General features: G+C 69.1%; 16 protein-coding genes and 1 pseudogene. 9 read left to right on the top strand and 8 right to left on the bottom strand.

Features of this window, described 5'->3' with window-relative positions; all coding sequences use genetic code 11:
* Positions 1-19 precede the first annotated feature (19 nt).
* On the top strand, positions 20-478 hold the full coding sequence (locus tag ACZ7MG_RS13225; protein ID WP_471381775.1) for a DUF8189 domain-containing protein: 459 nt from the start codon (positions 20-22) through the stop codon (positions 476-478).
* A 113-nt stretch (positions 479-591) separates the two neighbouring features.
* Positions 592-1,821, top strand: a complete 1,230-nt coding sequence (locus ACZ7MG_RS13220; RefSeq protein WP_471381776.1) for a pyridoxal phosphate-dependent aminotransferase — start codon at positions 592-594, stop codon at positions 1,819-1,821.
* Between the two features lie 69 nt (positions 1,822-1,890).
* Here the strand turns inward: ACZ7MG_RS13220 and ACZ7MG_RS13215 are convergent, their stop codons facing one another.
* Positions 1,891-2,436, bottom strand: a complete 546-nt coding sequence (locus ACZ7MG_RS13215; protein ID WP_471381779.1) for a type III secretion system chaperone family protein — start codon at positions 2,434-2,436, stop codon at positions 1,891-1,893.
* 159 nt (positions 2,437-2,595) lie between these two features.
* The gene (gene clpB, locus ACZ7MG_RS13210; RefSeq protein WP_471381782.1) at positions 2,596-5,229 is read right to left on the bottom strand and encodes an ATP-dependent chaperone ClpB; all 2,634 of its coding nucleotides are present in this window, start codon (positions 5,227-5,229) and stop codon (positions 2,596-2,598) included.
* A gap of 139 nt (positions 5,230-5,368) precedes the next feature.
* Here clpB and ACZ7MG_RS13205 point away from each other — a divergent pair, with 139 nt between their 5' ends.
* A complete protein-coding gene (locus ACZ7MG_RS13205; RefSeq protein WP_471381783.1) occupies positions 5,369-5,782 on the top strand; it encodes a pyridoxamine 5'-phosphate oxidase family protein in 414 nt (137 codons plus the stop codon).
* Positions 5,783-5,980: 198 nt separating this feature from the next.
* On the opposite strand, the gene ACZ7MG_RS13200 is transcribed toward ACZ7MG_RS13205, so the two are convergent.
* Both ACZ7MG_RS13200 and ACZ7MG_RS13195 read right to left on the bottom strand, forming a co-directional pair.
* The gene (locus ACZ7MG_RS13200; RefSeq protein WP_152170537.1) at positions 5,981-6,316 is read right to left on the bottom strand and encodes a Rieske (2Fe-2S) protein; all 336 of its coding nucleotides are present in this window, start codon (positions 6,314-6,316) and stop codon (positions 5,981-5,983) included.
* A 5-nt stretch (positions 6,317-6,321) separates the two neighbouring features.
* The gene (locus ACZ7MG_RS13195) at positions 6,322-6,516 is read right to left on the bottom strand and encodes a hypothetical protein (RefSeq protein WP_471381786.1); all 195 of its coding nucleotides are present in this window, start codon (positions 6,514-6,516) and stop codon (positions 6,322-6,324) included.
* A gap of 104 nt (positions 6,517-6,620) precedes the next feature.
* Between ACZ7MG_RS13195 and ACZ7MG_RS13190 the strand changes: the two genes are divergently transcribed.
* Both ACZ7MG_RS13190 and ACZ7MG_RS13185 read left to right on the top strand, forming a co-directional pair.
* On the top strand, positions 6,621-7,640 hold the full coding sequence (locus tag ACZ7MG_RS13190; RefSeq protein ID WP_471381788.1) for a helix-turn-helix transcriptional regulator: 1,020 nt from the start codon (positions 6,621-6,623) through the stop codon (positions 7,638-7,640).
* A gap of 24 nt (positions 7,641-7,664) precedes the next feature.
* Entirely contained in the window at positions 7,665-8,663 is a 999-nt protein-coding gene (locus ACZ7MG_RS13185; RefSeq protein WP_471381790.1) for a helix-turn-helix transcriptional regulator, read from the top strand.
* Here the strand turns inward: ACZ7MG_RS13185 and ACZ7MG_RS13180 are convergent.
* Positions 8,620-9,681: a helix-turn-helix transcriptional regulator gene (locus ACZ7MG_RS13180; protein ID WP_471381791.1), complete on the bottom strand. Its 1,062-nt coding sequence runs from the start codon at positions 9,679-9,681 to the stop codon at positions 8,620-8,622. The genes ACZ7MG_RS13185 and ACZ7MG_RS13180 overlap by 44 nt on opposite strands.
* A 294-nt stretch (positions 9,682-9,975) precedes the next feature.
* On the opposite strand from ACZ7MG_RS13180, the gene ACZ7MG_RS13175 reads away from it, so the two are divergent.
* Positions 9,976-10,902 carry an aminoglycoside phosphotransferase family protein gene (locus ACZ7MG_RS13175; RefSeq protein WP_471381792.1) on the top strand — a complete coding sequence of 309 codons (927 nt, stop codon included), beginning with the start codon at positions 9,976-9,978 and terminating at the stop codon, positions 10,900-10,902.
* Between the two features lie 102 nt (positions 10,903-11,004).
* Here the strand turns inward: ACZ7MG_RS13175 and ACZ7MG_RS13170 are convergent, their stop codons facing one another.
* Together ACZ7MG_RS13170 and ACZ7MG_RS13165 are read right to left on the bottom strand one after the other, a co-directional pair.
* Positions 11,005-11,553, bottom strand: a complete 549-nt coding sequence (locus tag ACZ7MG_RS13170; protein ID WP_471381795.1) for a hypothetical protein — start codon at positions 11,551-11,553, stop codon at positions 11,005-11,007.
* A gap of 289 nt (positions 11,554-11,842) precedes the next feature.
* Entirely contained in the window at positions 11,843-13,000 is a 1,158-nt protein-coding gene (locus ACZ7MG_RS13165) for a sugar ABC transporter substrate-binding protein (protein ID WP_471381798.1), read from the bottom strand.
* A gap of 757 nt (positions 13,001-13,757) precedes the next feature.
* Here ACZ7MG_RS13165 and ACZ7MG_RS13160 point away from each other — a divergent pair.
* Positions 13,758-14,994: pseudogene (locus tag ACZ7MG_RS13160) on the top strand (IS1380 family transposase).
* Positions 14,995-15,209: 215 nt separating this feature from the next.
* Positions 15,210-16,397, top strand: coding sequence for a hypothetical protein (locus ACZ7MG_RS13155; RefSeq protein WP_471381801.1), 1,188 nt, complete (start codon positions 15,210-15,212; stop codon positions 16,395-16,397).
* A gap of 125 nt (positions 16,398-16,522) precedes the next feature.
* On the opposite strand, the gene ACZ7MG_RS13150 is transcribed toward ACZ7MG_RS13155, so the two are convergent.
* Positions 16,523-17,311 (bottom strand): hypothetical protein, encoded by a 789-nt coding sequence (locus ACZ7MG_RS13150; RefSeq protein WP_471381803.1) that lies wholly within the window; start codon positions 17,309-17,311, stop codon positions 16,523-16,525.
* A 257-nt stretch (positions 17,312-17,568) separates the two neighbouring features.
* On the opposite strand from ACZ7MG_RS13150, the gene ACZ7MG_RS13145 reads away from it, so the two are divergent.
* Positions 17,569-18,144: a PA14 domain-containing protein gene (locus ACZ7MG_RS13145; protein ID WP_471381805.1), complete on the top strand. Its 576-nt coding sequence runs from the start codon at positions 17,569-17,571 to the stop codon at positions 18,142-18,144.
* Positions 18,145-18,219 lie beyond the last annotated feature (75 nt).

Genomic DNA, 18,219 nt, shown 5'->3' with positions numbered 1-18,219 from the left:
GGAAAAGGAGACAGATCATATGTCTGTTCGAAGCATGGCGTCGGCGCGGCTCACGGACGGTCGTCCGCAGGTGTTCGCGGGTAGCAACCACGGGTTGTTCACCCGCTGGAAGGAGAGCGAGCACCCGGATGCCGGCTGGACCGACTGGCAGCTGTTCGACTTCGATCACGGCCGCGTGGTGTCGCTCGCCGCGGCCCCCCTCACGGACGAACGGCCGCAGATCTTCGCCGTGTCCGAGGGCGGCGAGCTGTGGAGCACCTGGAAGGTGACCACCGACCCGAGCGCCGCCTGGGCCGACTGGACGAAGTTCAACAACCTGCCGGGGTCGGCCCGCAGCGTGGGGGTGGCCACCCTGACGGACGGCCGTCCGCAGATCGTGGTCGGCACCGACGACGGTTCGGTGTCCTCGTGGAAGGTGAGCACCCACCCCGACGACGCCTGGTCGGAGTGGTCCTCCTTCGACGGTCCGCCCTCCTGATCCCGGGAGGCACGGTGCCCGGCCGGGGTTTCCCGGCCGGGCGGTGCGTGGGGCGACACCGCGGGCGCCACACTTCGAACGCGGGTTGAGGAAGTCCGGAGCTTCGGCGCAGGATGACGGCCATGACCTCCAGCGCAAGCCCCGCCCCCGCCCCTCGCCCCGCGCTCAACCGGCGGCTCGCCGAGTTCGGGACGACGATCTTCGCCGAGATGTCGGCGCTCGCCCTGAAGACCGGGTCGATCAACCTGGGCCAGGGCTTCCCCGACACCGACGGCCCCGAGGAGATCCGCGAGGCCGCCGTACGGGCGCTGCGGGACGGCCGGGGCAACCAGTACCCGCCGGGGCCGGGCGTCCCCGAGCTGCGCACCGCGATCGTCGACCATCAGCGGCGGCGGTACGGGCTGACGTTCGACCCGGACACGGAGGTGCTGGTCACGGCGGGCGCCACGGAGGCCATCGCGGCGGCGCTGCTCGGCCTGCTGGAGCCCGGCGACGAGGTGGTCGCCCTGGAGCCGTACTACGACTCGTACGCGGCCTGTATCGCGATGGCGGGCGGGACGCGCGTACCGGTGACGCTGCGGCCGTCCGAGGGGCTCCGCGACGGAGTCGCAGATCGACGCTTCCGGCTGGACCTCGACGAGCTGCGGGGCGCCGTCACCGACCGGACGCGGCTGCTGCTGATCAACACCCCGCACAACCCGACCGGGACCGTCCTCACCCGCGAGGAGCTGACGGCGATCGCCGAGCTGGCGGTGGAGCGGGATCTGCTGGTGGTGACGGACGAGGTGTACGAGCACCTGGTCTTCGACGACGCCGAGCACCTGCCGCTGGCGTCGTTCCCCGGCATGCGGGAGCGGACGGTGACCATCGGGTCGGCGGGCAAGACGTTCTCGTTCACCGGGTGGAAGGTGGGCTGGGTGACGGCCGCGCCCGCGCTGGTGACGGCGGTGCGCTCGGCGAAGCAGTATCTGACCTATGTGGCGTCGGGGCCGTTCCAGTACGCCGTCGCCGAGGCGCTCGCGCTGCCGGACAGCTACTTCGAGGGCTTCCGCGCGGACCTGCGCGCCAAGCGCGACCTGCTGGCGGCGGGGCTGACGGACGCCGGCTTCGAGGTGTTCCACACCGCCGGCACGTACTTCATCACCACCGACATCCGCCCCCTCGGCGAGACCGACGGCTTCGCCTTCTGCCGCGCCCTGCCCGAGCGCGCGGGCGTGGTGGCCATCCCGAACGCCGTCTTCTACGACCACCGCGAGGCCGGCGCCCCGTTCGTACGGTTCGCTTTCTGCAAGCGGGCGGAGGTGCTGGAGGAGGCGGCGAAGCGGCTGAAGGCGGCGTTCTGACGCGCCTCCGCGTGGCCACCGGGGGTGGACGGCCGCCGGTGGCCACGGAGGTGTGCGGGGCGGGGGCGGTTACGCGTCGCCCTCGTCGTCCTTCTCGTCCTTGGGCTTCTCGGCCTCGTCGACGTCCTCGGCCAGGCCGAGCTGCTCGACGAGCCACTTGTCGAACTCGATGGCGGCGCGCACCCAGCTGACCGTCGACGAGACGAAGTGCTCCAGGCTGACGCCGGTGCCGATCAGCAGCTGGGCCTCGCCGATGAGGCGGACCGTGCCGTCGTCGTGGGTGTGGCTGTAGACCTTGGGCCACAGGGTGCGGCGGTTCCAGTCGTCGATGGTCTCCAGCAGGGCCGGCTTCGCGTCGATCTGGTGCGGGCGGTCGTAGAACGTGCGCACCGAGAAGACCTGCTGGTCACCCTCGCCACGGAACATGAAGTACGTGCGGAATTCCTCCCACGGCGCCGCGAGGTCACCCTCGTCGTCGATGACGTACTTCAGCTCCATCTGGTCCAGGAGCTGCTTCACGAGGTCCTGATCCGGGACGACGGGGCCCGCCGGCCCTTGGGGCTGCGGCTCGGGCTGGCCCCCGAAGTTCGGAATCGAGGACGGGTCGATGCTCACCGTGATTTTCCCTTCGTACGGATTCCGCCATCCTCCCCCATGCGGGGGCGGGGGTGGCAACCCCAGCCCCGCGTGGTTCGTCGCCCTTGGCCGGATCCGGAAGGGGATTCAGCTACGAGCGTGGCAGGGAACCTTTCGGGTACCCCCGATCGACCCCGGTCACGGCTTCTTCTCCATCGACGGAACCGGTCCCACGATCAGGCCCTCGGCCTCTCCGAACGTGTCCACCCGCACCGTGTCGCCGTCCTTGACCTCGCCGGAGAGGATCTCCTTGGCGAGGCGGTCGCCGATGGCGGTCTGGACGAGGCGGCGGAGGGGGCGGGCGCCGTAGGCCGGGTCGTTGCCCTCCTCGGCGAGCCAGGCCAGGGCCTCGGGGGTGATCTCCAGGGTCAGGCGGCGCTCGGCGAGACGCTTGGACAGGCGGTCGATCTGGAGTTTGGCGATGCGCTCCAGCTCCGCCTTGTCCAGGGCGGAGAAGACGACCAGGTCGTCCAGGCGGTTGAGGAACTCCGGCTTGAAGGAGGCCCGCACCACGTCCAGGACCTGCCGCTTCTTCTCGTCCTCGGTGGTGACCGGGTCGACCAGGTACTGGCTGCCCAGGTTCGAGGTCAGGATCAGGATCGTGTTGCGGAAGTCGACCGTGCGGCCCTGGCCGTCGGTGAGCCGGCCGTCGTCGAGGACCTGGAGGAGGATGTCGAAAACCTCCGGGTGCGCCTTCTCCACCTCGTCCAGCAGGACCACGGAGTACGGGCGGCGGCGGACGGCCTCCGTCAGCTGGCCGCCCTCCTCGTAGCCGATGTAGCCGGGGGGCGCGCCGACCAGCCGGGCGACGCTGTGCTTCTCGCTGTACTCCGACATGTCGATGCGGATCATGGCCCGCTCGTCGTCGAAGAGGAAGTCGGCGAGCGCCTTGGCCAGCTCGGTCTTGCCGACACCGGTCGGGCCGAGGAAGAGGAAGGAGCCGGTGGGGCGGTCCGGGTCGGCGATGCCCGCGCGGGAGCGTCGTACGGCGTCCGACACCGCGCGTACGGCCTCGGTCTGGCCGATGAGACGGCGGCCCAGCTCGTCCTCCATACGGAGCAGCTTCTGGGTCTCGCCCTCCAGGAGGCGGCCCGCGGGAATGCCGGTCCAGGAGGCGACGACGTCGGCGATGTCGTCGGAGCCGACCTCGTCCTTGACCATGGTGTTCTTGGAGTTCTTGGACGCGGCGGCCTCCTCCTCGGCCTCGGAGGCCTCCTCCAGCGCCCGTTCCAGCGTGGGGATCTCGCCGTAGAGGAGCTTGGAGGCGGTGTCGAAGTCGCCGTCGCGCTGGGCGCGTTCGGCCTGGCCGCGCAGCTCGTCGAGCTTCTCCTTGAGCTCGCCGACGGCGTTGAGGGACTGCTTCTCCTTCTCCCAGCGGGCGGTGAGGTTGCGCAGGTCCTCCTCCTTGTTGGCGAGGTCGCGGCGCAGCTTCTCCAGACGCTCGCGGGAGGCGGCGTCGGTCTCCTTGTCGAGAGCCATCTCCTCCATGCGCAGCCGGTCCACGGACCGCTGCAGCTCGTCGATCTCGACGGGCGAGGAGTCGATCTCCATGCGGAGCCGGGAGGCCGACTCGTCGACCAGGTCGATGGCCTTGTCGGGCAGGAAGCGGGAGGTGATGTACCGGTCGGAGAGGGTGGCGGCGGCGACCAGCGCCGCGTCCGCGATCACGACCTTGTGGTGGGCCTCGTACCGGCCCTTGAGCCCGCGCAGGATCGCGATGGTGTCCTCGACGGTCGGCTCGGCGACCAGCACCTGCTGGAAGCGGCGCTCCAGGGCGGGGTCCTTCTCGATGCGCTCGCGGTACTCGTCGAGGGTGGTCGCGCCGACCATGCGCAGCTCGCCACGCGCGAGCATCGGCTTCAGCATGTTGCCGGCGTCCATCGCGGAGTCGCCGCCGGCGCCCGCGCCGACGACCGTGTGCAGCTCGTCGATGAAGGTGATGATCTGCCCGTCGGAGTCCTTGATCTCCGCCAGGACCGTCTTGAGCCGCTCCTCGAACTCGCCCCGGTACTTCGCCCCGGCGACCATCGCGCCCAGGTCGAGCGAGACCAGCCGCTTGTTCTTGAGCGACTCGGGCACGTCGCCCTTCACGATCCGCTGCGCGAGCCCCTCGACGACGGCGGTCTTGCCGACGCCCGGCTCACCGATCAGCACCGGGTTGTTCTTCGTACGGCGGCTGAGCACCTGGACGACCCGTCGGATCTCCTGGTCCCGGCCGATGACGGGATCGAGCTTGCCCTCCCGCGCGGCGGCGGTGAAGTCGGTCCCGAACTTCTCCAGGGCCTTGTACTGCCCCTCCGGATCGGCTGTGGTCACCCGGCGTCCTCCCCTTGCCTGCTGGAACGCCTCCTGCAGCTTTCCGGCGTTCGCCCCCTGCCGGGAGAGTACGTCCCCGGCCTGGCCGCCCTTCTCGGCGATCCCGATCAGCAGGTGCTCGGTGGAGACGAACTCGTCGCCCAGCTCCTTCGCCTTGGCCTGGGCGGCGGCGACCACGCCGAGCAGCTCGCGGTTGGGCTGGGGCGGCGAGACGGTGGCGCCGGTCACGCTGGGCAGGCCGGACAGGATCTTCTCCGCGCCGGCGCGGACCGCCGCCTGGTCGGCCTCGGCCGCGGCGAGCAGATCGATGATGTTCTCTGGTGCCTGTTGGCCTCGGCCCTGCAGCAGAGCCAGCAGCAGGTGGGCGGGGGTGAAGTCGGCGTGTCCCTCGGACACGGCCCGGTTGCTGGCCGCGTTGATCGCGTCCCGGCTCCTGTTGGTCAGCTCGGCGTCCACGTTCGCGTTTCCCTCCTTGCGTCAGCCGTCGCGCAGTCGTCGCACAGTCGTCGCTAACAGTGACTTGAGCAACGTACACAAAGTTGAGTCTATTCCACTCAAGGTGGAGCCGGGAGTGTTCCCGCTAGATTCCAGGACCGTGAGCACATACCGAGTGGATCCGGGGGATCCCGACGCCGCGTATCTCGCCTTCTGGCAGGAGCGCCACATCTGCACCCTCACCACCCTCCGCGCCGACGGCAGCCCCCATGTGGTGCCGGTCGGGGTCACATACGAGCCCGGGGCGCGCCTCGCTCGGGTGATCACCAGCACGACGAGCGCGAAGGCGCGGCATGTACGCCTGGCCGGGGAAGAGGGCGCCCGGGTCGCCGTGTGCCAGATGGAGGGCAGACGCTGGGCCACGCTGGAGGGACGCGCGTACGTCCGCACGGACCGGGAGCGGATCACGGAGGCGGAGCGACGGTACGCGGAGCGGTACGGCAGGGAGCCGCGGCCGAACCCGCACCGCGTGGTGATCGAGATCGAACTCACCGGGGCGCTGGGGCGCGGCTGACCGGCGGGGCGGACGGTGACGACCCGCTTCCGGTTGGCCTTTTTTCGGACAGATGAGCGGACGGGTGAGACCGTACCGATATCCGGGGGCATCCGGAAATGTCCCCCTAACCTGCAGCGGCGTCACCGTGTTCAGGTCACGGTGACGCCGCTGCTGGGGGGAAGCGCCTGAGCGATTTGAAACGACGGGGGAATCGCTTCAGGCACTGCGGGGGGTGGCTGAGACGGCCGCGGAGGCCGGGGTCTCCGGCTCGGCGAGCCGGTGGTCGCGCTGGTCGAGATTGACGAAGACCATCCCGTACCGGACGGCACACCGCACTGGCTGCGGCGCGCCGCGCGGGCGCCGCAGACACCGGTACGCCCGGATGTCCTCGTCCTCGTCCCGGGTCACCACCACCGGTTCGCCGAACACGGTCACCATCAACGAGTCACCGCTGTGGGGGATGGCGGTGGCCAGGTCGATGAAGTGCCAACCGGAGCGGTAGGCGGTGGCCATCTCGCGGCGGAAGGAGCGGTCGTCAGGAGGAGTCGTCATGTCAGTCAGTCCCAGACGCTGTCTTGTTCGCCTGTCTCTCCGGTAGCACCGGCTTCCACTGCCACCACGGCAGCCGTCGCCTCGTCACCGTTCGCCAGGCGATCACCGCTCTCCGCGCCGGAAAGGCCGCTCAGCGCTCCGAAAGCCACAACGGTGGAGAAGGCGGCGACAAGCACCGAGCGAAGCATTCTGTTACGCATAGTCGGCTTCGTCCTCACTTGAAGGTCCCCTCTTCCCCCGTCGGGTACGACGATGACTCATTCGGGCACGTCATGGCCACATAATCGATGCATCATGTTCCTGCATGTTCAGGACCCTGGGGGGTGGAGATTTAGTGACAGATCCGACTAAAGCGACACATCCCCATCCGGTGACAGAGTTGTGCGCGGAAGGCGGGCGCCTCTACGCGAACGCCCTGCGGGTGGGACGTATCGCCCGCGCGGACGTGGAGTCCGCGCCCTGCCTGATGGAGTTCGCACTCCTGCATCCCGACCCGGACGACACCGGCTGGCTGCGCCCCGTGGCCCCGCTGGTCGCCCTGGCCCAGCGACTGACCCCCATAGAGCGCGAAATCAGTGAGCGCCGACGGCTGTCCATCGAACTCTCCGACGTGTTCGAGCCCTTCATGGCCCTCACCGCCCAGGAGACCGCACCCACTCACTCGATCACGGTCCTGGAGGGCCTGGACCGCATCAACACGGCGCTCGACCTCGCCACCGCCGAGTGTCAGACCGAGATGCTGACGGTCCAGCCGAGCGGACGCCGCCGACCCGAGCAGCGGCTCATCGAGGGATTGGAGCGTGACCGGCCGCTGATCGAAAGGGGAGTGCGCCTGCGCACTCTCTATCAGCACACTGCTCGTTACAGCCCCGAACGTCTGGGTTACATCGACCAGATCGGCGACGGCAAAGTGGAGATACGCACGATCGACGAACTCGTCGAGCGGCTCATCATCTGCGACGAGAGCGTCGCTTTCATCCCCGTCAGGGACGACCGGCAGGTTGCCCTGGAACTGCGCCATCCCGGCCTTGTCCGCTACCTGGTCAAGGTCTTCGAGTTCATGTGGGGCCGTGCTGTCCCGCTGACCGCCGGCGCCCCCTACGAGACGGCCCCCGACGGCATCACGGACATCCAGCACTCCATCGCCAAGCTCCTCGTCGAGGGCCACGTGGACGAGGCCATAGCCCGCCGCCTCGGCATGAACGTCCGGACCTGCCGCGCCCACATAGCCAAGCTGGCGACCGCGCTCGGCAGCGGCAGCAGGGCCCAACTCGGCTATCTCATCGCGCAGTCGGGGATGCTGGAGCAGGGACAGAGCCACTGAGACGGCCGAGGAAAGCGAGTACAGGTGAGCAGCGAGGTCCACGGACATCGGACCGACGAACTGTGCGCAGTCGGCAGTGAGTTGTACGCGCGAGCGTTACGGGAAGGACGGGTGCGGGGCGAGGAGGCGTTCGCGGCGCCCTGTCTGGTCCAGGCTGGGCTGCTGCACCCGGTCGTCGAGGAACCCGACTGGCTGGAGCCGGCCACTCCCGCGGTCGCCCTGCACCGACTGATGCGCGGCATAGAGGATCGCATCGCCGAGGAACGGCACAGGGAGGAGCGGCTGGCGGCGGCATTCGAGCCGATGCTGCGCATCGCGGAGCAGCGCACGGCACCCACCGACAGCGGCACACAGGCGATCACTCTGCTGAGCGGGATCGAGCAGATCAACGCCGCCATCGCCGAGGCCATCGCCGGGGCATCCGAGGAACTGCTGTGTATCCAGCCGCACACCAACTACTACGCCCCGCGCGGCCAGCAGGGCCACGCCGTCGCCCTCGATCGGGATCAGTCCCTGCTGACCCGAGGCGCCCGCATCCGCACGCTCTACCCGCACACCCTCCGGCACTCCCCCTTCGTCCTCGACCGCTACGAGCGACTGCGCGGCGACGCCGAGGCCCGCACCCTGGACCAGGTCACCGACCGCCTCATCCTCGTCGACCGCACGGTGGCCTTCATCCCCGCCGACGCCGAGCGCACCTTGGCCCTGGAGATCCGCCACCCCACCCTGATCTCCTTCTTCGCCACCACCTTCGACCGCCTCTGGGCAGTGGCCACTCCCATGTACCCCGAGGCCGTCCGCCTCCCCGTGATCGATGGGATCACCCCGCGCCAACGCGCCATCGCCCACCTTCTCGTGGAAGGCCACACCGACACCGCCATAGCTGATCGTCTCGGACTCAACGTCCGCACAGCCCGTCTCCACATCGCCAAACTCGCCGCCCAACTCGGCAGTGAGAGCCGGGCTCAACTCGGTTATCTCATCGGGCGGTCGGGGATTCTGGAGCGGGAATCGGAGGCGTAGGCGCCGGGACCCGGAGCAGGTCGTCCGGTGGGGTGGTGCGGGGCGGGCCTTCGAGGCCGGCCTCGGCGATACGGACGCCCAACTGCGTACGGCTGGCCGCGCCGAGCCGTTCGGAGAGGCGGGCGATATGGGCCCGGCAGGTGCGGACGCTGATCCCCAGCCGCTCGGCGACCACCGCGTCCTGGTGGCCCTCCGCCAGCAGCGCCGCGATGGAGCGTTCCCGGTGGGTGATGCCCGCGACGCCGGTCGAGGGGAGGGACGTGGCCAGGGGGACGGCGAGACGCCAGAGGCGTTCGAAGACGGTGACCAGGTACTCCACCAGCGCCGGGTGGCGGATCTCCAGGGCCATCGTGCGGTCGGCGTTCGCCGGGATGAAGGCCACCGTGCGGTCGAAGACGATGAGGCGTTCCACGACCTCGTCCAGGGTGCGGGCCTCCGCCGACTCCCCCATCAGCTCCATGTAGTTGTGCAGGCCCTGCCCGTGCCGGGCCACATGCGTGTAGAGGTCCCGCATCCGCACGCCCCGGCGGCACATCGCCAGCGCCCGGTGCAGCCCCTCGCGCAGCTCGTCCTCGCGCCGGATGCCGCCCGGCTGCACGGTCAGCACCTCGGTCGTACAGCGGTCGGTGGCCTCGTCGATCGCCGCGCGGATCCGGGCCAGCCCGTCGAGCACCCGGATCGCCGTGCTCTCGCCCGGCTGCCGGGCCCGTGAACTGCCGAGACCCGCGTACCACTCGACGGCGTCCACCGCCGCGCCCATCCGGGCCTGGCTGGCACTGACCTCCGCGTGGACGCCGCGCAGCAGCCGGGTCATGACCTCCTGCGGGGAGGTGGGCACCAGCCAGCCCATGTCGTCGGGGTCGGGGTGCAGCAGGGCGAGTTCCAGCAGGCAGGGCACGGCGTCGGCGTCCGCGCGCGGGACGCGGCCCCGGCGTACCGCTCTGGAGTACACGCGGTCCCCGGCCGCGCAGAGCCGGTCGGCACCGTGTGGATGCTCCTCGGTCGCGTGCCCGGCCATCGCCCCATTCACCCCCGGTTCCAGCCTCTTCGCAGCGCAACTATGCGCGGCCCGCACCGGCACCGCAACACGGCGGCGGCGTGTTCTCGTCCGCATAACAGCCGTTGTGATCGGGTTTCTCCACCCCTCAGGCAGTGCGCCCTGCAACAAGCTGAAGTTCGCACGACGGTGGCGGCCGTGCGCTGCGGCAGTGGCGCGGGGAAGGGAACAGGCCCAGAAGCCGAAGGAGTTGGTCGTCGCCCTCGGAGAATCGCTCCGCCTGCCTGCCTGCCCGCCTCGGTACCGTGGCTTCGTATGACCGACACCGAGATCGATACCGAGACCGAGACCGACACCGAGATCGAGATCACCGCGGACCTGGTCCGCGACCTGCTGCGGGAACAGCATCCGGACCTTGCCGACCTGGCCGTCCTTGAGGTGGCGGGCGGCTGGGGCAACCAGATGTGGCGTCTCGGGGACGAGTTGGCCGTACGCATGCAGCGTATGGACCCGACCCCGGAGCTCCAGCTCAAGGAGCGGCGGTGGCTGCCCGTGCTGGCTCCGCGCCTGCCGCTCCCGGTACCGACGCCGGTGCGGTCCGGTGAACCGTCCGAGCGCTTCCCCAAACACTGGACCGTGATGACATGGGTGCCCGGCGAGCCGCTGGACCACGGCACGATCAGCCGCGGCGCCCACGCGGCCGACACGCTGGCGGACTTCCTCCGGGCGCTCCATGGGGAGGCGCCCGCCGACGCGCCGGTCGCCCGGGACCGGGGCGCCCATCCCAGGGACTGCACGGACGGCTTCGAGCACTTCTTCCGGGCCATGGCCCCCGGCGCCGTCCCTGCCGGGGTCCGGGCCGTCTGGGACGACGCCGCCGCGGCCCCCGCGTGGGAGGGCCCGCCGGTGTGGGTGCACGGCGACCTCCACCCCGCGAACGTCGTCGTCTCGGACGGGACGCTCTCCGGCGTCGTCGACTTCGGTGACATGTTCGCCGGAGACCCGGCGTGGGACCTCGCCGCCGCCTGGGTGCTGCTCCCCGCGGGCACGGCCTCCCGGTTCTTCGACCGGTACGCGCACGCGGACGAGGCGACGGTCCGGCGCGCCCGGGGGCTGGCCGCCATGAAGTGCCTCTTCCTCATGCTCATGGGGCAGAACGGCGACCGCGGCCTCCCCGGCGGCAAACCACACTGGGGCCCCGTGGGCCGCGCCGCACTCGACCGAGTCCTGAAGGACGCCTGACGCACGCGTGTGACGTGTGCCGCGTCGCCACCGGGGGGCGGTCGGGCCGGGCTCTCCGGGGCAGGGACGGGCGCGGCGTGGGAGCAAGCCTGCCGACAGCTCCTAGTAGTTCTCCTCCTCGTCCTCCCGGGCGTAGTCGGTGAGCACACAGCCCGCCTCGCCCTCGTCCTGCCGGTAGGTGTTCGGTATGTCCACGCCCGGGTCGCAGACGAGGTAGAGGAGACCGGCGTCGAGGAGGGCCTTGGCGGCCTTGTCGTCGTCGGCGTCGACGGCGAAGGTCATACCGACCATCAGGCCGGTGTCGTCGACGATCTCGGAGTTCACCACGTCCTTCTGGAAGTCGCCCAGCTTGAGGAAGTGCAGGAAGTCGATGTCGGTGTTCTCACTGACCTCGCACTCCCCGGCGCTGTCGACCGCGTAGCTGACCTCGGCGCGGAACTCCAGCAGGTCTTCGCCCACGTAGTAGTCGGTGTCCTGGCACCCGACGTGCTCGTCCAGGAAGAGGGCGACCTCCTTCGCGTCCTTGGCCAGGGGCAGCATCCCTCCGTCGTCGTCACCGCAGGCGGAGACGGTGAGGGCGAGCAGCAGGGCGCAGGCGGACGAGGTCACGGCGGTGGGCAGGCGGCGGCGGGTACGGGCAGCGGTGCGCAAGGGAGGGTTCCTCTGGGGAGCTCGGTGAGCGGAAGGGGAGGGTGGGGGGGTGGGGACGCCTGCGCCCTTCCGGTGCGCCGCGCGGCGGCCTCGCGCGCACGGCATACCTCACGTACAGCTGTCCCGCTGCTCCGAGACATGCGACAGTCGTCCCCCGTGATCACGACATGACAAACCGTCACCCTAGACCATGGGCGAACGGCGCGGCCCGGCAGGTGCACCGCCGGGTGGAGTCGCGACGGTGGCCCTGCCGGGCCGGAGGGGGTCCGGAGGTCCGGGGGTCCCGGGGTCAGTCCAGCTTGGCCGCTTCGCAGGCGGACTTGAAGTCGGTGGTGCAGATCTGCTTGACGGTGTAGATGCCGTCGGCGACGACCGTGTCCTTGATGTTCGACTTGGTGAGCGCGACCGGGGGCACCAGCTGGGCCGGGATCCGCTTGGTGGTCGGGGAGTCGATGCTGTCCTTGGCGAGGGCGTCGAACTCGATCGAGCGGCCTTGGACCTTGGCGACGGCCATCTCGGCCGCGGCCGCGGCCTGCGTCGGGAACGACTTGTACACGGTCATGTACTGGTCGCCCACAAGGATCCGCTGTACGGCGTCCAGGTCGGCGTCCTGCCCGGTGACCGGCGGCACCTTGGAGACCCCGGCGGTCTTCAGTACGTCGATGACGGCGCCGGCGATGCCGTCGTTCGCCGCGTAGACGGCGTCGATGTTGTCGGCGCCCAGCTTGGAGACGGCCTCTTCCATGTTGGCCTTGGCGACCTTGGGGTCCCAGTCCTTGGTGTCGTACGTCTCGGAGATCGTCACCTTGTCCTGCAGTTCGGAGAGCGCGCCCTCCTTGAACATGGCGGCGTTCGGGTCGGCGGGCGACCCGTTCATCATGACGATCTTGTTGGCGGCGCTGTCGCCCAGATCCTCCACCAGCGAGCGGCCCTGCACCTGGCCGACCAGCTCGTTGTCGAAGGAGACATAGCCGTCGATCGGGCCCTCGGCCAGCCGGTCGTAGGCGATGACCGGGATGCCCGCGTCGTCCGCCGTCTGCACGGCGGGCGCGATCTTCTTGGAGTCCACGGCGTCCACGATGATGATGTCGACCTTGTCGGCCACCATCTGTTCCAGCTGGGTGTTCTGGGTCTCCGGGTCCTTCTCCGCGTTGGCGTACTTGGTGACGCCCTTGTTGTCCGTGAGCTCGGCGATCTTCTTCTTGATGTTCGGGTAGTCGAACTGCTCGTAGCGCTTGGTGTCCTTGTCGGGGAACAGCACGCCCACCGTGATGTCGTCGCCCTTCGTGGGGCTCGCCTCCGCGCTGCCGCCGACGTCCACGACCCCGCAGGAGGCGAGGGAGACGGCCGCGGCCGAGGCGGCGAGGGCGGTGGCGGTACGGCGCAGAGCGGTGGTGCGACGACGTATCCGAGTGCTCGGGGTGGTGCGGGTGGTACGGGCGTTCACATCAAGGGCCTTCCGGGCGTGGGTGCAGCAACTGCGACCCAGGTGGCTGAAAGCCAACGCGGTGATCACCTCAGCGTCAAGGACTAATCACTTAACGAGATGACAACAGCCTTGTGTGGTCTCGGTGTGAAGAGGGTAAAGCAAAGGGCCCCCGCTGTCGCCGCGCGGCCTTCACGTGACACGAGACAGCGGGTGCGGCCGGGTGCCCCTTGGAAGGCAATGACGGCCGCACGAAATGGCGGTGGGAACGGGAGAGGTTCCTGCCACGGAATCTCGGCTTCCTCGCATGCGGGACGCCAGGTCAACGGGGCCCCCGACCACCGGCCCCAGCCTCCGCCGATATGCCACCTCCGGCCGAAACGGCCGCCGCCCCCGGCGACGCGGCACCGCTCACCGGCCGAGGGATGGAACAGGGATAGGTGGTGGACCTCACTACTTCCATGCCGTCTCGCCGCACACGCGGTCGTCCGCGACACCTACGACCATGTACGGAGGACCGGACCGCTGCCGACACTGGGATGGCGAGAAGAGCCACACAACGTACAGGGCGGCCGTGCCCCTGACCAGGTGGCGCTCCAGGACATCCTGTACGGGTAGCGAAACCCGGCTGGTTCGCCAAGACGGTTCCCCTCTGGCCTCGCGCTTTCGCGAGTGGGCCTGTCCGGGTCTTGATCAAATAAATGGAGAGTGCTGCTGACCTGCAACGATGGGACTTGTCGAGGGTCCTGTCAGCTGCAAGGAAAGAAGCACTCTCCAGGTGAAGAAGAGTAGCGGGTCGTACCCGCGTGTCCGTGTCGGGGGCGGGGGCCATGGGGTGGTCTCGCAGGCCGGGTCAGTGCTGCTGGTCGAGACGGTCCGCAAGTCCGGCCTGGACGCGGCAATATCGGCGGGACTCACGCCGTGGCGCAAGCCGCGGGCTGTGCACGATCCGGGAAAGGTACTGCTGGATGTGGCCCTGGCCGTCGCACTCGGCGGCGACTGCCTGGCCGACGTCGGCATGCTGCGGGCCGAGCCGGGCGTGTTCGGCCCGGTTGCTTCCGATCCGACGGTCTCCCGGTCGATCGACACCCTCGCCGCTTCGGGCGAGAAGGCGCTGACCGCGATCCGCGTCGCACGTTCCGAGGTCCGCAAAAAAGTCTGGGAGTTGGCTGGCGAGCAGGCTCCGGATGCCGGCGGGCAGGTGATCGTGGACCTGGACGGGGTCCTGGACGTCGCGCACTCGGACAGCAGGACGCCGCCCCCGCCTGGAAGAAAACCTACGGCCACCACCCGCTCATGGGGTTCGTCGACCACGGCCCCGGAGGAACCGGAGAACCCGTCGCGGCTCTCCTGCGCCCAGGCAACGCGGGCTCGAACACGGCCGCCGACCACATCACCGCCACCCGCCTCGCCCTCGCTCAACTGCCGGGGAAGTACCGGCGGGGGCGGCGGACACTGATCCGCTGCGACTCCGGTGGCGGCACCCATGAGTTCGTGGCCTGGCTCGCCCGGCGCGGACGCTGGCTGTCCTACTCGGTCGGCATGGTGATCACGAGGCCGTCCACCAGCACGTCCTGAAGATCCCAGCATCGGCCTGGACACCGGCCGTCGAGACAAGCGGCGAAGTCCGTGACGGAGCCTGGGTCGCCGGACTCACCGGTGACCTGCTCGACGGATGGGCGACGGGCATGCGGTTGATCGTCCGTAAGGAACGGCCGCATCCTGGAGCCCAGTTGAGAATCACGGACGCGGACGGCATGCGGATCACCTGCTTCGCCACCAACACCCCCGACCGGCCTACGGAACCTCCCCTTGCACGACACCGCGCAGAACAGGGTCTGGCTGGAGATCGTCCAGATCGCTCTCGACCTGATGGCCTGGATGCCCGTGCTCGGGCCGGTCAGCTCGTCACCACCGGCCGGCGCCGCTTCCTCCGCCTCGCCCACCACTGGCCCTGGACCCGCGAGATCACAGACACCCTCGAACGGCTTGCACTCCTGCCGAACCCCGGCTGACCGGCGGACTCGCCTGTCCCTACGAGAAGAGGATCCAGCCCGGAGCAGTGGAACCCGGCGTCCACCCGAGACGACACCCGGGCCCTTGGCCTGCCCGCCCCCGGCCACCGACAACAAAATGGGCCCCGACTCCGTCGGCGGCCCATCACGAAAGATCGAGGCTAGCATGTTCACGCCATTGACTGGGCGTCAAACCTCCTCGACGAAAGCGAAACATGCATCTCAAGCGGATAATCGCTGCGGCCGTCGGCCTTGCTTCCCTCTTTCTGATCGCGGCCTGCGAGGACTCCGACGCCGACCGCGCGAACGCCGTGACCGGCGCCACCGCGGGCAGCGGCGCCGACGCCGACACGCTCGAGCATGCGCAGAGATACGTTCAGCGGTACGTCTCTTGCGAGCGGATGGGCACGGATCCGAACGACAGCCGACTGCCGCTCACTGAATTCACCGCTGTAGGCAAGTGGTCGGTAACCGAACGTGGGGTATGCAGCGACCGTGTCGAGGACGGCGAGATCATTTTCTACATGTTCTCCGATATGAAGGCGTTCCAGGAGGGCTACAAGAAACGCGTTCTGGCAAAGATCGCCTCTGGTGACTCCGACTACGGCCTGTTCAGCCGCGTGCTCGTGGGGAAGAACTTCGCCGTCACGCCTACCGAGACCAAGACCGCGCTCAAGCTCTCCCGCTCGGACCTGCGCGTCCTGACCTGCAACCCGACGGCCCGCGTGCCCGAGGGCTATAAGCGGGAGAAAGCTCTGATAGAGGGCTGTGTCCTGAGCGACTTCGTGGCGGGCGACAGCGAGGACGACAGCCCCAACTTCGAGACCCCGCGGGACCCGGCCACGGAAGGCGAGTCCGAAAAGCCGGACCAGCCCTCTACGGAGAGCCTCGGCCTGCCGCGCGCCGGAAGCCTGACCGAGCTGAAGCAGCTGGTACACCCGCACACCGTCGACTGCACCGGCTACTCGACCGCCCCTGCCGCCCTGGCCGTCGAGTCGATCGACTACCAGCCGGTGATCACCGGCGACCACAAGCAGTGGGGCGTCGGGGAGCGGGCGATCTGCGGCGAGCCCGGTGGAGAACAGCGCGCCCACAACCTCAACTGGCTCGACATGGTGAGCGACATGGAACTCCTGCAGACTCGTGCGAAGGCCGCCCAGCAGGAGGATCTGAAGGACGACAACCGTCTGAGCGCCACTGCGAGCAGGCTGCTCGTCGGAGAGAACATCGCAGTGGAGACCAACGACCCGATCATCCGCGGCGGCCTGTACCAGCTTCAGTTCCTCTACCTGAACTGCGAGCCCGGCTTCTCCGCCCCGACCGGCTACCGCGCCGAGAAGGCGAGCGTCGAGGGCTGCGTGCTGACCAACTACGAGCCCGGGGTCGAGGTCGGTGGCAACTGACTGAACGTAATGAAATGAGGCCCGGAGGGGTGCAGGCGGATCGATGCTCCAGAACCGCAGCGACCTGCGCGACGGATGTGGCACTGGCCCGGCCTCACTTTGCCGACGTCACTGCGGCAACGTCATCAACGTCCGAGCGCCGTCCGCAAGTTCACCCCGTATTTCGTACGCAGACGCCGTATCTCCCACGCGGACAGTGCCGTCACCGACGACGGCCCGCCGAGCAGGAAGGAGTACTGCACGGCCGGCGGAGCCGCGACGTCGGGACTGTCGGAGAGGCTGATGAGGAACACCGACCAGACCAGCAACGGCGAGAGGAGTCCGGGCAGCGTCTCGTGCACATCGCCGACACGGAAGCACGAGTTCAGCGCCTTGAAAGTGGTCACCAGAGTAAGGAACGCGGCGGCGAGCATCAGAAAGAAATAGGCGATGGGAGCCACGAACGCCAGCAGGCCGAGCACCACCGCGACGATGAAGGTACCGGCCCCCGTTTCGGAACCTCTGGACTGGTAGTGCCGCGAGGCGAGTTCATCGAAGGAAAGGATGTTGCCGTGCACCGCCTGGAGCATGAGCCAGAACATGCCCATCTCCAGAGCTATGAGGCCGAGCACTGCGAGCGGACTCACCAGACGGCGTACGTACACGCGGCGCAGCGGCGGGCGCGCCGCGAAGATGAAGAGCGTGATCCCGACGGCTCCGGCGGTCACCAGAACGGCACAGCCCATCATCAGGTTCTCGACCTTGCCCAGGACGAAGTCCTCTCGTCCCTTCCGCAATGGGTAGGCCATCACCAGCCAGACGCCGGCCAGCAGCCCCAGCACGGTCCGAGCCTGCTGGAGCCGTTCGATGACCGGGTCCGCGATGCGGTCGGGACGGATCGGAGTACCCCACACCACCGGGGCGGCGATCGCCAAGCGGACGAAACCCCGCGTCCTCAAGCCGGTGTTCACGTGTGTCCTCCCCCGAGCAGGCCCAAACCGTCGCGCGTACGCGCGACGGCACCCGACCTTAATCGATCATGGCCACGTCATACATGCGGGCGGGCATTGCCTATCCTCACGCCTACGCGCACAGCTCCCCCACCAGCCCCACCTGCGTTGCAGCGCGGCGCCTCCCCCCATGCCGACACCGTTCGTTCCGTCCCCATGGGTCGCCGAAAGGGCCGCACGTCATGACCGAGGGTTCCTCTCCCCGGCGGGCAGGAGTGAAGCGACTCCGCCGCCGACGGGGCCGCACGCGCACCACGGCCCTCGCCACCGTGCTCACCGCCGCCACCGGCACCGTCTACGCGCTGACCGCCGAAGCGGCCTCGACCTGCGCTCCCCTCACCTTCAAGCGGCAGATGTACGCGAACACCACCTTCTCCGGTACGCCGAGGAAGACGGACTGCGATACGGCGATCAGCGAGAACTGGGGGACGGCGGCGCCCGCCGAAACCCTGCCCAAGGACCACTTCGGCGTCCGCTGGACCCTCACCCGCGACTTCAACTCCGGCGGCCCCTTCACCCTCACCGTCACCGCCCGCGACGGCATCCGCGTCCACGTGGACGGCGAACGCGAGGTGAACATCTGGAAGGACGCCTCCTCCCCCCACCGGAAGACCGTCGACATCACCATCCCCGCCGGCGAACACACCCTCCGCGTCGACTACGTGAACTGGACCGGCCCCGCCGACATCACCTGCACATACACGCCCCGCACTCCCCCGCAACACCCGTACAACCAAACCCCCACCCCAGCGGTCTGATCGGCGGCGGCACGCGTCCCCCGTCGCCGCCGATCAGATACACGCTCCCGGCGCCCCAGGACCTCCGAGGACCTC

Source organism: Streptomyces sp. NPDC107538 (genome assembly GCF_055657445.1).
Note: the sequence above shows the minus strand (reverse complement) of the source record. Positions and strands in the feature narration are given on the sequence as shown.

Excerpts from the sequence above, each read along its gene's own strand:
- ACZ7MG_RS13200 (WP_152170537.1), bottom strand. The coding sequence starts at position 6,316 with ATGACGACTCCTCCTGACGACCGCTCCTTCCGCCGCGAGATGGCCACC.
- ACZ7MG_RS13180 (WP_471381791.1), bottom strand. The coding sequence starts at position 9,681 with ATGGCCGGGCACGCGACCGAGGAGCATCCACACGGTGCCGACCGGCTC.
- ACZ7MG_RS13225 (WP_471381775.1), top strand. The coding sequence starts at position 20 with ATGTCTGTTCGAAGCATGGCGTCGGCGCGGCTCACGGACGGTCGTCCG.
- ACZ7MG_RS13175 (WP_471381792.1), top strand. The coding sequence starts at position 9,976 with ATGACCGACACCGAGATCGATACCGAGACCGAGACCGACACCGAGATC.
- ACZ7MG_RS13155 (WP_471381801.1), top strand. The coding sequence starts at position 15,210 with ATGCATCTCAAGCGGATAATCGCTGCGGCCGTCGGCCTTGCTTCCCTC.
- ACZ7MG_RS13145 (WP_471381805.1), top strand. The coding sequence starts at position 17,569 with ATGACCGAGGGTTCCTCTCCCCGGCGGGCAGGAGTGAAGCGACTCCGC.
- ACZ7MG_RS13195 (WP_471381786.1), bottom strand. The coding sequence starts at position 6,516 with ATGCGTAACAGAATGCTTCGCTCGGTGCTTGTCGCCGCCTTCTCCACC.
- ACZ7MG_RS13220 (WP_471381776.1), top strand. The coding sequence starts at position 592 with ATGACGGCCATGACCTCCAGCGCAAGCCCCGCCCCCGCCCCTCGCCCC.
- ACZ7MG_RS13190 (WP_471381788.1), top strand. The coding sequence starts at position 6,621 with ATGTTCAGGACCCTGGGGGGTGGAGATTTAGTGACAGATCCGACTAAA.